The sequence below is a fragment of the Pseudomonas sp. QTF5 genome (assembly GCF_000512695.2).
In the GTDB taxonomy this organism is placed as follows: Bacteria; Pseudomonadota; Gammaproteobacteria; order Pseudomonadales; family Pseudomonadaceae; genus Aquipseudomonas.
On sequence record NZ_AZRW02000066.1, the window covers coordinates 1 to 12,297 of the forward strand.

The 12,297-nt window shown below is 59.7% G+C and carries 10 protein-coding genes and 1 pseudogene; 7 read left to right on the top strand and 4 right to left on the bottom strand.

Annotated features, from left to right (window positions below):
* Positions 1-639: 639 nt before the first annotated feature.
* From IC37_RS28110 to IC37_RS28125, 4 genes are read left to right on the top strand one after another with little or no spacing between them, the layout of a single operon-like run.
* The gene (locus IC37_RS28110; protein ID WP_007941049.1) at positions 640-1,305 is read left to right on the top strand and encodes an amino acid ABC transporter permease; all 666 of its coding nucleotides are present in this window, start codon (positions 640-642) and stop codon (positions 1,303-1,305) included.
* Positions 1,286-1,945 (top strand): amino acid ABC transporter permease, encoded by a 660-nt coding sequence (locus IC37_RS28115; RefSeq protein ID WP_030129932.1) that lies wholly within the window; start codon positions 1,286-1,288, stop codon positions 1,943-1,945. Before IC37_RS28110 ends, IC37_RS28115 begins: the two co-directional genes overlap by 20 nt.
* Positions 1,942-2,724 carry an amino acid ABC transporter ATP-binding protein gene (locus tag IC37_RS28120; protein WP_030129931.1) on the top strand — a complete coding sequence of 261 codons (783 nt, stop codon included), beginning with the start codon at positions 1,942-1,944 and terminating at the stop codon, positions 2,722-2,724. Before IC37_RS28115 ends, IC37_RS28120 begins: the two co-directional genes overlap by 4 nt.
* Complete coding sequence (locus IC37_RS28125; RefSeq protein WP_030129930.1) at positions 2,721-3,602, top strand: transporter substrate-binding domain-containing protein; 882 nt, start codon at positions 2,721-2,723, stop codon at positions 3,600-3,602. Before IC37_RS28120 ends, IC37_RS28125 begins: the two co-directional genes overlap by 4 nt.
* Before the next feature lie 143 nt (positions 3,603-3,745).
* On the opposite strand, the gene IC37_RS28130 is transcribed toward IC37_RS28125, so the two are convergent.
* Positions 3,746-4,942 (bottom strand): AAA family ATPase, encoded by a 1,197-nt coding sequence (locus IC37_RS28130; RefSeq protein ID WP_030129929.1) that lies wholly within the window; start codon positions 4,940-4,942, stop codon positions 3,746-3,748.
* Positions 4,943-5,216: 274 nt separating this feature from the next.
* On the opposite strand from IC37_RS28130, the gene IC37_RS28135 reads away from it, so the two are divergent.
* From IC37_RS28135 to IC37_RS28145, 3 genes are read left to right on the top strand one after another with little or no spacing between them, the layout of a single operon-like run.
* Positions 5,217-6,320: an efflux RND transporter periplasmic adaptor subunit gene (locus IC37_RS28135; protein ID WP_030129928.1), complete on the top strand. Its 1,104-nt coding sequence runs from the start codon at positions 5,217-5,219 to the stop codon at positions 6,318-6,320.
* Positions 6,317-7,384, top strand: coding sequence for an efflux RND transporter periplasmic adaptor subunit (locus IC37_RS28140; RefSeq protein ID WP_030129927.1), 1,068 nt, complete (start codon positions 6,317-6,319; stop codon positions 7,382-7,384). The genes IC37_RS28135 and IC37_RS28140 overlap by 4 nt, the downstream gene beginning before the upstream one ends.
* A complete protein-coding gene (locus tag IC37_RS28145; protein WP_030129926.1) occupies positions 7,381-10,434 on the top strand; it encodes an efflux RND transporter permease subunit in 3,054 nt (1,017 codons plus the stop codon). The genes IC37_RS28140 and IC37_RS28145 overlap by 4 nt, the downstream gene beginning before the upstream one ends.
* Positions 10,435-10,555: 121 nt before the next feature.
* Here the strand turns inward: IC37_RS28145 and IC37_RS28150 are convergent, their stop codons facing one another.
* The 3 genes and pseudogenes from IC37_RS28150 to IC37_RS30270 form a co-directional block, all read right to left on the bottom strand.
* Positions 10,556-11,185: a bifunctional 2-polyprenyl-6-hydroxyphenol methylase/3-demethylubiquinol 3-O-methyltransferase UbiG gene (locus IC37_RS28150; RefSeq protein WP_030129925.1), complete on the bottom strand. Its 630-nt coding sequence runs from the start codon at positions 11,183-11,185 to the stop codon at positions 10,556-10,558.
* A gap of 196 nt (positions 11,186-11,381) precedes the next feature.
* The gene (locus IC37_RS28155) at positions 11,382-11,738 is read right to left on the bottom strand and encodes a DUF6124 family protein (RefSeq protein WP_030129924.1); all 357 of its coding nucleotides are present in this window, start codon (positions 11,736-11,738) and stop codon (positions 11,382-11,384) included.
* Between the two features lie 201 nt (positions 11,739-11,939).
* A pseudogene (locus IC37_RS30270) lies at positions 11,940-12,297 on the bottom strand (hypothetical protein); the annotation flags it as partial.

The following is a 12,297-nucleotide window of genomic DNA, read 5'->3' on the forward strand; positions in this document are numbered from 1 at the left end:
GCTGAAGGCTGCCCAAGGCAGCCTTCAGCTATGAAACATGTTTACCGGACACTAGTGACGCTCTGCGTGGGAATGCCTCAACGGACGCTCCGCGTTCGGCTCTGAAGGGACGCAGAGCGTCCCGGGCTGCATTCCCACGCAGAGCGTGGGAACGATCAAATCGCGGGCTTCTGTAGGAGCGAAGCTTGCTCGCGAAACAGGCGACTCGGTCTGCCTGGGAGGACGCCTTCGCGGGCAAGTCGGATCGCCGCACCGCTCGCTCCTACAGAGGTTGCGCCTTCAGCGCCTTGCGCAACGCCACCAACAATTTCACGATGTCCTGCGGATCCAGCCGCTGTGGCACGTTTACGTCAGCCATTGTTCTCTTCCTTGTGATGGTTCGGCCGGGGGAGTGTGGCCAAAAGCTGCTCGTCCTTGGAGGGTATTTTGAAAAAAAGATCCTTCCTACAGCGTAAAGAAAAATAGTCGTCCTCCACTGCTGCCACAAATCCGCAGGATAGTTTTTTGCGTGATATCAATATGCTTTAACGGTATTTAAATTCTTTTTTTTATACCTTTAAAGTCGAAGCCTGCCGGGTGGTTATCCACTGCCCATGGACTGCGCCACCGTCGCTTACCGAGCGGCGTACAGGATGTTCAATGACTTTCGATTACGCTTTTATCCTCAGCACCCTGCCGGCGTTTCTCAAAGCCGTGGGCGTGACGCTGCAGGTCGGCTTTATCGCCATCGGCACTTCGTTGCTGGTGGCGTTGATCAACGCGACGATTCTGGTGTTTCGCACGCCCTATCTTCAACGCTTGGTCGGGCTGTACGTGGAACTGGCACGCAACACCCCACTGCTAATCCAGTTGTTCTTCGTCTACTTCGCCTTGCCGGCCCTGGGTATCAAAGTCTCGGGCTTCGCGGCGGCGATCATCACCATGACTTTCCTTGGCGGCGCCTACCTCACCGAAGTGCTGCGTGCCGGCGTGGATGCGGTGCCCCAGGCGCAACTTGAGTCTGGGCGCTCCATCGGTCTATCCCACGGGCAATTGCTGCGCTACGTGATCCTGCCGCAAGCCGGCATCCTCAGTTTGCCGTCGCTGTTCGCCAATTTCATTTTTCTGCTCAAGGAAACCACTGTGGTCTCGGCGGTGGCGGTGCCGGAGATTCTCTACACCACCAAGAGCTACATCGCTCTCTATTACAAAACCTACGAAATGCTCGCCGTGCTGACGCTGATCTGCGTGCTGCTGTTTTTGCCGTTGTCGCTGCTGCTCAGCCGTCTGGAAAGGAGGCTCCAGCATGGCCAGTTCGGGTCTTGAGTTGCTCTGGGTGTCGTTGCCGCAACTGGGCAAGGGCGCTGCGCAAACCCTGTCGATCTCTTTTCTGAGTATCGCCATCAGTACCGTCGGCGGCGTGCTCTACGGCGTGTTGCGCACATTGAATTCGAAATGGCTGAACGCGATTCTGCGGGTCTATCTGGAACTGTTCCGGGCGATCCCGGTGCTGGTCTGGCTGTATTTGCTGTTCTTCGGCCTGCCGATTGTTTTCGGGCTGAGCATTCCGAGCTTCTGGTGCGCGGTGCTGGTGTTGTCGCTGTGGGGCGCCAGCGAAGTCGGTGAAGTGGTGCGCGGCGCCTTGCATTCGTTGCCGCGCGGACAACGTGAGGCCGGGTTGTCGATTGGCCTGGATGGCCCGCAACTCTACGGCTACGTGCTGCTGCCTCAAGCCTTGAAGCGCATGACGCCGCCGACCATCAACGTCTACACGCGGATCATCAAGACCAGCTCCCTGGCGGTGCTGATCGGCGTGGTGGACGTGATCAAGGTCGGCCAACAGATCATCGAACGCACCTACGAATCAGTGCTGATCTACGGCGCGCTGTTCCTGTTTTTCTTTTTCATCTGCTACCCGCTGTCAGCCGCCTCGCGTGTGCTGGAGCGGCGCTGGACGCAAGCATGAGTGCATTGATCGAGTTCAAGGGTTTCAACAAGTTTTTCGGCGAGCAGCAGGTGCTCGACGGCATCGACCTGAAGGTGAAACGGGGCGAAGTGATCGTCATCCTCGGCCCCAGCGGCTGTGGCAAAAGCACCTTGCTGCGTTGCCTCAACGGCCTGGAAGTCGCCCATAGCGGCAGCTTGAATTTTGCCGGGCGTGAGTTGCTGGATAACGGCACCGATTGGCGCGAAGTGCGTCAGCAGATCGGCATGGTGTTCCAGAGCTATCACCTGTTCCCGCACATGAGCGTGCTCGACAATCTGTTGCTCGGCCCACTCAAGGTGCAGAAGCGCGAACGCCGTGAAGCCCGCGCTCAGGCTGAAGCGCTGCTTGAGCGTGTCGGTCTGCTGGACAAGCGCGACGCCTTCCCGCGCCAGCTCTCTGGCGGCCAGCAGCAACGCATCGCCATCGTCCGTTCACTGTGCATGAACCCCACGGTCATGCTCTTCGACGAAGTCACCGCCGCCCTCGATCCGGAGATGGTCAAGGAAGTGCTTGAGGTGATTCAGGGCCTGGCCCGCGAAGGCATGACGCTGCTGATCGTCACCCACGAAATGGCCTTCGCCCGCGCCGTGGCCGACCGCATTGTGTTCATGGATGCCGGGCGCATCCTTGAGCAACACCCACCCGAGATGTTCTTTACGAACCCGCAAACCGCACGAGCGCAGCAGTTCCTGGAGAAGTTCTCCTACGTCGCCGCACTACCCAAAACGACTCAAACAAAGGAATTGGAACTGCCATGAAAACTGCCAAATCTTCTCTGCTGCTACTCCCGCTGTTTGGTCTGGCGCTGCTCGCCGGCTGCAACAAAACCGAAGAACCGGCGAAGCCGAAAGTCGCAAGCGTCAGCACCGCACCGGCCGGTTACCTGGAAAAAATCAAAGCCCGGGACAAGCTGATCGTCGGCGTCTTCACCGACAAACCGCCGTTCGGTTTTGTCGATGAGGCCGGGCGCTACGTGGGGTTCGATACCGACATCGGCCGTCAATTCGCCAAGGATCTGTTGGGCGATGAGAACAAAGTAGAGTTCGTTGCGGTGGAGCCGGCGAGCCGGATTCCATTTCTGCAAAGCGACAAGGTCGACCTGATCCTGGCCAACATGACCGTCACCCCGGAGCGCAAGGAAGCTGTGGACTTCACCAATCCGAACCTCAAGGTAGCGGTGCAGGCACTGGTGCCGCAGGCGAGTTCGGTGAAGAACCTTGATGACCTGGCGACCCGCACCACCATCGTCACGACGGGTACCACGGCGGATATCTGGCTGACCAAGCATCATCCGGACTGGAAACTGCTGAAGTTCGAGAAAAACTCCGAGTCGCTGCAAGCCTTGGCCAATGGTCGCGGCGACGCTTATGCGCAGGACAATCTGGTGCTGTTCAGCTGGGCCAAACAGAACCCCGGCTACCGCGTGCTTGAGGAAAAACTGGGTGCCGAAGCACCGATCGCGCCAGCGGTGAAGAAGGGCAATATCGAACTGCGCGACTGGGTGAATGTGGAGTTGGCGAAGTTGGGCGAGGAGAAGTTTTTGCTCAAGCTGTACGACCAGTATGTGCGTAAAGAATTGAGCGATGACACCAAGCCGGAGAGCGTGATTGTCGAGGGTGGGAAGTGGCAGGGGTGATTCTTCAGGTTCTGTGTTGATCGATCTAATGTCTTCGCGAGCAAGCCCGCTCCCACACTCGATCTTCAGTGGGCACAAGATTTGTGTCCGTCTCCGATCAAATGTGGGAGCGGGCTTGCTCGCGAAGCTTTTTCAGACGCAGATCAATCCGGCCAATACCACACCGGCTCATCCAGCATCCGCTGCCCGACCATCCCGGTCTGGCCGAGATTCTTTTCCAGCACAATGCAATTGCATTCCGGGTCTTGCTGCAACGCCGAGATCAAGCGCCGCGCATGGGACACCACCCACACCTGACACTGCTCGGACGCTCGAATAATCAACCGCGCCAACGCCGGCAGCAGGTCCGGATGCAGACTGGTTTCCGGCTCGTTCAACACCATCAGCGTCGGCGGCCGGGGTGTCAGCAATGCCGCGACCAGCAGCAGATAGCGCAACGTTCCGTCCGACAACTCGGCGGCGGATAACGGTCGCAACAACCCTTCCTGATAGAACTCGATCGCAAACCGTCCGCCCTGCAACGGCTCGATGCTCAGCCGCGCGCCGGGAAAGGCATCGCTGATAGCCGCCTGCAATGCCTCGGGATCGCCGATTTCGATGATGGTCTGCAAGGCTGCCGCCAGGTCGCGACCGTCGTGGTGCAGCACTGGCGTGCGGGTGCCGAGTTGCGGTTGGCGAACCGGTGCGTCGGCGTCACTGCGAAAGTGATCGTAGAAGCGCCAGCGGCGGATGAACTCGCGTAATTCCAGAACCTCCGGCGAAGAACGCAAACTGCCGACCTGATCGAACAGGCTGTCGAAATTCGGCGTGTGCTGAGCCAGTACATCCCAGCTGCGATTGGCTCGGGCACGGATCATCGGGCCGTCGCGATCCACCAGCAGGCTGGCCGGACGATAAATCGGCCCGGCCCAGACGCATTCACACTTGATTTGCGGGTCGAGGTTGAAGCGTGACGGAATAGGTAAGCTGTGTTCGGGCAGCATGAAGTGGCCGTTGGAATCGGGCAGCCCGAGGCTGATCGAATAGCTGAAATCCTCACCGGCAAACCCCAGTCGCAGTCGTTTGACGCCGTGTCTCACCGTAGCCTCGACCGGGACTTCACCATTGCGCATCCGTCGGCTGATATTTTCAGGCCCGGCCCAGAACGTCGAATCCAGCCCACCTTCGCGTGCCAACGCATTGACCACGCCACCCTGAGCGGTTTCCGCCAGCAGGCGCAAGGCGCGGTAGAGGTTGGATTTACCGCTGCCGTTGGGGCCGGTGATCAGATTCAACCGGCCAAGCGGAATCACCAATTTATTGATCGAGCGGTAATTGGCCACCGCGAGGGTTTTGAGCATGGGTAGCTTCCTGCTGCAGGGTTCGTCATTCTGCCTTATTGTCAGCCACACTGTGATCCCTGTGGCGAGCGAGTTTTGTGGCGAGCGAGCTTGCTCGCGCTGGGCTGCGAAGCGGCCCCTAAAGCGTCTGCTGCGCAGCCGAGCGGGAGCAAGCTCCCTCGCCACAGGCAAGTCCACAGGCCAGTACGTAGCAAACCCGTGCACCTGTTGAACCCTGTTCTAAGCTCACAGTCGTATCGTCACTGGCACGTTCGCACAACGCAAAGGAGTTTGCATGGCGGGTCCCGGATTGAAATTAATGGTTGGCCTGAGCCTCATCGCCTTGCTGACCGCCTGCGGCGATAAAAAGCCCGTCGAGAAGGACCGCCCACGAGTCTTCGTGCAAGAGGTCAAGCCATCGGATTACGCCGCCGCAGTGACACTCACCGGCGACGTCCAGGCGCGGGTACAAACCGAATTGTCGTTCCGCGTGGGCGGCAAGATCATCCAGCGTATGGTCGATGTCGGTGACCGGGTTTCGGCCAAACAAGTGCTGGCCAAACTCGATCCGAAAGACCTGCAAACCAATGTCGACTCGGCTCAGGCTCAGGTCGTTGCCGAACAGGCCCGGGTCAAACAAACCGCCGCCGCCTTCGTTCGCCAACAAAAACTCCTGCCCAAGGGCTACACCAGCCAGAGCGAATACGACTCCGCCCAAGCCGCTTTGCGCAGCAGTCAGAGTGCATTGACCGCTGCTCAGGCGCAGTTGGCCAACGCCCGTGATCAACTGAGCTATACCGCGTTGATTGCCGATGCGCCGGGGGTGATTACCGCGCGCCAGGCCGAAGTTGGCCAAGTGGTGCAGGCCACGGTGCCGATTTTCAGCCTGGCCCGGGACGGTGAGCGTGACGCGGTGTTCAACGTTTATGAATCGCTGCTGGCCGAGCCGCCGTCGGATAGATCGATTGTGGTGAGCCTGCTCGACAACCCGAAGATCAAGACCACGGGCACCGTTCGGGAAGTCACGCCAGCAGTCTCGGCGCAGACCGGCACGGTGCAAGTCAAAGTCACCCTGGACAGCCTCCCCGAGGGCATGCAGCTCGGCTCGGTAGTGAGCGCCACCGCCAAGCCAGTCGGCAAAACCGCAGTGGAACTGCCCTGGTCGGCCCTGACCAAAAATCTCAGTGACCCAGCCGTGTGGCTGGTGGACGCCGAGGGCAAGGCGCAGCTGCACACGGTCACCGTTGGCCGTTACCTGACCGGCAAAGTCATTGTCAGCGCCGGCCTCAACGGTGGCGAAAAAGTCGTCACCGCGGGCGGCCAATTACTGCATCCGGGCGTGCAGGTGGAGATCGTCGAAAACACCTATAAGACACCAACGACAGGAGCCCTGCCATGAAGCGCCTGTTGCTGTTGTCCGCCGCTGCACTACTGGTCGCCTGCTCCGATGAGGAAGCGCCACCAGAACCGGTTCGGCCGGTATTGTCCGTGGAGGTGAAAGCGCTCAATCAAGAAGACCTCGGCCGGTTTGCCGGCAGCATTCAGGCCCGCTATGAAAGCAACGTCGGTTTCCGGGTGCCGGGGCGTATCGCCAGCCGTAATGTCGATGTCGGCGCCGAAGTCCAGAAGGGCGCTTTGCTCGCGACCCTCGACCCCACCGATCAGCAGAACCAGTTGCGCTCGGCTCAAGGTGATCTGGCGCGTGTGCAGGCGCTGCTCATCAATGCTCAGGCCAACGCCCGGCGTCAGCAGGAGCTGTTCAATCGCGGGGTTGGCGCGCAAGCGCAACTGGACATCGCCCAGACCGACCTGAAAACCACTCAGGCGTCCCTCGATCAAGCCAAGGCCGCCGTCGATCAGGCGAAGGATCAACTCAACTACGTCGAGCTGCGCACCGACCACAAAGCCATTGTCACCGCGTGGAACGCCGAAGCCGGGCAAGTGGTCACGGCCGGCCAGCAAGTGGTGACCCTGGCGCAGCCGGACATCAAGGAAGCGGTGATCGATTTGCCCGACACCCTGGTCGATCGGTTGCCAGCCGACGTGGTGTTTCAGGTCGCCTCACAACTGGACCCGAGCATCACCAGCACCGCCATCGTGCGTGAAATCGAACCCCAGGCCCAAAGCGCGACCCGTACCCGTCGCGCCCGTCTGAGCCTGACCGATACGCCGCCGGGCTTTCGCCTCGGCACGGCGATCAGCGTGACCCTCAGCTCCGCGATCAAGCCGCGCCTCGAACTGCCGGTGAGCGCACTGCAGGAGGTCGATGGGAAGCTGCGGATCTGGGTCGTCGATCCGAAGACACAAACCGTTTCCCCGCGGGACGTCAGCCTGATCAGCCGGACTGATGCCACAGTGGTCCTGGCCAACGGCGTGAAGTCCGGCGAGCGGGTGGTCAGTGCCGGTGTGCACAGCCTCAAACCGGGGCAGAAAGTGAAAATTGACGAGGACAGCCCGCGATGAAAGGGAGTTTCAACTTATCCGAATGGGCCCTCAAGCATCAGTCGTTTGTCTGGTATTTGATGTTCGTCGCGCTGCTGATGGGCGTGTTCTCGTACCTGAACCTGGGCCGCGAAGAAGACCCGTCGTTCACCATCAAAACCATGGTGATCCAGACCCGCTGGCCTGGCGCTACCCAGGAAGAAACCCTCAAGCAAGTCACTGACAGGATCGAGAAAAAACTCGAAGAACTCGACTCGCTCGATTACGTGAAAAGCTACACCCGTCCCGGCGAATCGACGGTCTTCGTTAACCTGCTCGACACCACCAGCGCCAAGGATATCCCGCAAATCTGGTACCAGGTGCGCAAGAAGATCAACGACATTCGCGGTGACTTCCCGCAGGGCCTGCAAGGGCCGGGCTTCAACGACGAGTTCGGCGACGTGTTCGGTTCGGTGTATGCGTTTACCGCCGACGGCCTGTCGATGCGCCAGTTGCGCGATTACGTGGAACAGGTGCGTGCCGAAATCCGCGAAGTCCCGGGGTTGGGTAAGGTCGAGATGGTCGGCGAACAGGATGAAGTCCTTTACCTGAACTTCTCCCCCCGTAAACTGGCCGCCCTCGGCATTGATCGGCGCGAGGTGGTGCAGACCCTGCAATCGCAGAATGCCGTGACCCCGGCCGGGGTGATCGAGGCCGGTCCGGAGCGAATTTCGGTGCGGACCTCGGGGCAGTTTGCCTCCGAGAAAGACCTGGCCAACGTCAACCTGAAGCTCAACGACCGCTTCTACCGCCTGGCCGATATCGCCAACATCAGCCGTGGCTACGTCGATCCGTCGACCCCGGAGTTTCGCTTCAACGGTCAGCCAGCCATCGGCCTGGCGATCGCCATGAAAAAGGGCGGCAACATTCAGGACTTCGGCAAGGCGCTGCACCTGCGCATGGATGAGCTGACGGCGGACCTGCCGGTGGGCGTCGGTGTACACACCGTTTCCGACCAGGCTGTAGTGGTGGAAGAAGCCGTCGGCGGCTTCACCAGTGCGTTGTTCGAAGCGGTGGTGATCGTGCTGATCGTCAGCTTCGTCAGTCTCGGTGTTCGCGCCGGGCTGGTGGTAGCGTGTTCGATCCCGTTGGTGCTGGCGATGGTCTTCCTCTTCATGGAATACAGCGGCATCACCATGCAGCGGATTTCCCTCGGTGCGTTGATCATTGCGCTCGGCCTGCTGGTGGACGATGCGATGATCACCGTCGAGATGATGGTCACGCGCCTGGAAATGGGTGAAACCAAAGAGCAAGCGGCCACCTTCGCCTACACCTCCACCGCATTCCCGATGCTCACCGGCACGTTGGTCACCGTGGCCGGTTTCGTGCCGATCGGTTTGAACGCAAGCTCCGCCGGTGAGTACACCTTCACGCTGTTCGCGGTGATCGCGGTGGCCATGCTGGTGTCATGGGTCGTCGCCGTGTTGTTCGCCCCGGTGCTCGGTGTGCACATTTTGAGCGCCAAGGTGAAGCCTCATGACGCAGAGCCAGGGCGCATTGGTCGGGCGTTCAATGGCGGCCTGCTCTGGGCGATGCGCAATCGCTGGTGGGCCATCGGCATCACCGTGGCGCTGTTTGTGCTCTCGGTGTTTTCCATGCAGTTTGTGCAGAACCAGTTCTTCCCGTCCTCGGACCGCCCGGAAATTCTCGTCGACCTGAACCTGCCGCAAAACGCTTCGATCGCCGAAACCCGCATGGTGGTGGATAAGCTCGAAGCGACGTTCAAGGATGATCCGGACATCGTGCGCTGGAGCACCTACATCGGTGAAGGGGCGATCCGTTTCTACCTGCCCCTCGACCAGCAATTGCAGAACCCGTACTACGCGCAATTGGTGATCGTCAGCAAAGGCCTGGAGTCACGCACGGCCCTGACGGCACGTCTGCAAAAGCGCCTGCGTGAAGAGTTCGTCGGTGTTGGCAGCTACGTCCAGGCCCTGGAAATGGGCCCGCCGGTGGGGCGGCCGATTCAGTACCGGGTCAGCGGCAAAGACATCGATCAGGTGCGCAAACACGCCATCGCCCTGGCCACCGAACTGGATAAGAACTCGCACATCGGCGAGATCATTTACGACTGGAACGAGCCGGGCAAAGTGCTGCGCATCGACATCGCCCAGGACAAGGCGCGGCAACTGGGGTTGTCGTCGGAAGACGTGGCGAACCTGATGAACAGCATCGTTGTCGGCTCGCCAGTGACGCAGGTCGATGACGATATCTACCTGATCAACGTGGTCGGTCGCGCCGAAGATGCCGAGCGCGGCAGTCCGGAAACGCTGCAAAACCTGCAGATCGTCACCCCCGGCGGCACCTCGATTCCGCTGCTGGCGTTTGCCACGGTGCGTTATGAACTCGAGCAGCCGCTGGTGTGGCGTCGTGATCGCAAACCGACCATCACCATCAAGGCCGCGGTGCGCGACGAGATTCAGCCGACCGACCTGGTGCAACAGCTGCAACCGGACATCGACAAATTCGCCGCCAGTTTGCCCGTCGGCTACAAAGTCGCCACCGGCGGTACGGTGGAGGAAAGCGGCAAGGCTCAGGGGCCAATTGCTAAGGTCGTGCCATTGATGCTGTTTTTGATGGCGACCTTCCTGATGATCCAGTTGCACAGCGTGCAGAAGCTGTTCCTGGTGGCCAGCGTCGCGCCGCTCGGGTTGATCGGCGTGGTGCTGGCGCTGATCCCGACGGGCACGCCGATGGGCTTCGTGGCGATCCTCGGGATTCTGGCGCTGATCGGTATCATTATCCGCAACTCGGTGATTCTGGTGACTCAGATCGACTCTTTCGAGAAGAATGGCTACACGCCGTGGGATGCGGTGGTGCAGGCCACGGAACATCGGCGCCGACCGATTTTGTTGACGGCGGCGGCAGCGAGCCTGGGGATGATCCCGATTGCCCGGGAAGTGTTCTGGGGGCCGATGGCCTACGCGATGATTGGCGGAATCATCATTGCGACTTTGTTGACGCTGCTGTTTTTGCCGGCGTTGTATGTGGCCTGGTACAAGGTGCGCGAGCCGAAGAAAGAGGTGCAGTAAGGCGAGCGCGTAATGATCGTTCCCACGCTCTGCGTGGGAATGCCTCTCGGGACGCTCTGCGTCCCTGCGGCTGTGACGCAGAGCGTCACTGGCTGCATTCCTTTGCTGCGCGTGGGAACGATCAGTCGGCTCGACGCCAAACACTCGCCAACCAAGGCTGCTGCTCCCGCGGCAGCCCCGCCGGCCGGTAGTAGTGCTCAAGCTCCACAAACCCCGCCTCAGTCAGCAACTCCTGCCACGCCTGAAGATCGTAATACGCCCCATAACGCGGGCCGTTCCAGCCTTCCTGGTTCTCCCCACGCGGATTGGAACTGAACAAAACCCCACCCGGCTTCAACGCCTCGCGCAGCTGCTTCAACACCCGAGGCAATTCCTGACTCGGGATGTGGAACAGCACCGCATTGGCAAAAATCCCGTAAAATCGCTCGGCCGGCAGGTCGAGTTTCAGAAAGTCTTGCTGCCAGACTTCGCAACCACTGTCTTCGCGCGCCATCTGCGCAAGCTTTTCCGAACCGTCGAGCCCGACGGCGGTGTGGCCCAGGCGAGTGAAGGTTTGCAGATCGCGGCCAGGGCCGCAGCCGAAGTCGAGAATGCTGAACGGCGCCTCACCCTGAATATGCCGCAACAGGGCATCAATGTTCTGGCTGACATCGTGATCGCGAGTGCCTTCACGGAAGTCTTCGGCCACCGCGTTGTAATGACCCAGGGTGGTGGCGGTGATCTGCTCCAGGTCGTCGGAAGTCTGTTTCATGGTCGGCTGCACAGGCAATTGGGATTCGCCGAATATACGCCATCAAGCCTGGGGCTGCTGCGCAGCCATTCGCGAGCAAGCCCGCTCCCACACTGGATCGCGTCGAACACAAATTCCATGTTCACCGAAGATCGAATGTGGGAGCGGGCTTGCTCGCGAAAGCGGTATCACTGGCGACCAATGACTTCAGCCAGACTCAACTCTGTTTCATCCCCAGGCATTCAATGGACCGATCAACCATCGCCTTGGCAATCTCCAGCAAATGCCAGACGGAGAACACCAATGCCCGATCGGCCCCCTTGAGCTGATCGCCGCACTGATACGCCGTGACCGAGGCGCAGCGCAGGAGATCGGCGACGTAGAGCTGGGTATCCTCGAAACTCACGTCTTTGCTGACGTTGTAGAAGCGAAATTCGTCGGGTGGTGAGGGCTGATCGCCGGTGAGGTAGAAATCAATCGCACGGTAGAGCGCCGATCGATCCCTGAGCGGGTCTTCAGTGGCGGTTTCGTTGGCGGGTGTTTCGGGAGGTGGATCGGGTACGGATTTTTTCATGTGTTGCTCCTATTGCTACATGGGAGCCATCACTTATCGCCTACTAAACGATTGGGTGGCGGCTGTACGCAGGTTAGTAGGCCGGTCAATAGGAAAACCGGTGCACCCGAAGGTGCCCCACGCACAGCCACCATATTCTGCATGCGGCAAAAATTGCCGGACATGAGCATGGAATCGCTATGCGCCTATTGTTCCGGGCTACTAAACCCAATCACTGATGAGCAGTGACGGACCGAGACTAGCCACGGAATTTGGCAGGCGCAAGCGAGCGGAATGATCTAGGAAACGTCCTGCAAAAGAAAGGGATCGGGCCTGCTGGCACTCTGATTTTTCTGTGCGAAATGTTCCCCAGGAGCTAGAGACAATGCTTCTGGTGAGAGCGCTTTTCTGTGGCGAGGGAGCTTGCTCCCGCTGGGCTGCGCAGCAGACCCAAAGCCATTCAATGAGGTGTGTCAGATAAACCTCATTGAATGGTTTTGCGATTGCTGCGCAATCGAGCGGGAGCAAGCTCTTATCAAACAAAAAATAACTCATTGTTTTTGCTCTTAAAAAATCAGGC

Coding starts and splice junctions, on each gene's coding strand:
- IC37_RS28110 (WP_007941049.1), top strand. CDS start 640: ATGACTTTCGATTACGCTTTTATCCTCAGCACCCTGCCGGCGTTTCTC.
- IC37_RS28115 (WP_030129932.1), top strand. CDS start 1,286: ATGGCCAGTTCGGGTCTTGAGTTGCTCTGGGTGTCGTTGCCGCAACTG.
- IC37_RS28120 (WP_030129931.1), top strand. CDS start 1,942: ATGAGTGCATTGATCGAGTTCAAGGGTTTCAACAAGTTTTTCGGCGAG.
- IC37_RS28125 (WP_030129930.1), top strand. CDS start 2,721: ATGAAAACTGCCAAATCTTCTCTGCTGCTACTCCCGCTGTTTGGTCTG.
- IC37_RS28130 (WP_030129929.1), bottom strand. CDS start 4,942: ATGCTCAAAACCCTCGCGGTGGCCAATTACCGCTCGATCAATAAATTG.
- IC37_RS28135 (WP_030129928.1), top strand. CDS start 5,217: ATGGCGGGTCCCGGATTGAAATTAATGGTTGGCCTGAGCCTCATCGCC.
- IC37_RS28140 (WP_030129927.1), top strand. CDS start 6,317: ATGAAGCGCCTGTTGCTGTTGTCCGCCGCTGCACTACTGGTCGCCTGC.
- IC37_RS28145 (WP_030129926.1), top strand. CDS start 7,381: ATGAAAGGGAGTTTCAACTTATCCGAATGGGCCCTCAAGCATCAGTCG.
- IC37_RS28150 (WP_030129925.1), bottom strand. CDS start 11,185: ATGAAACAGACTTCCGACGACCTGGAGCAGATCACCGCCACCACCCTG.
- IC37_RS28155 (WP_030129924.1), bottom strand. CDS start 11,738: ATGAAAAAATCCGTACCCGATCCACCTCCCGAAACACCCGCCAACGAA.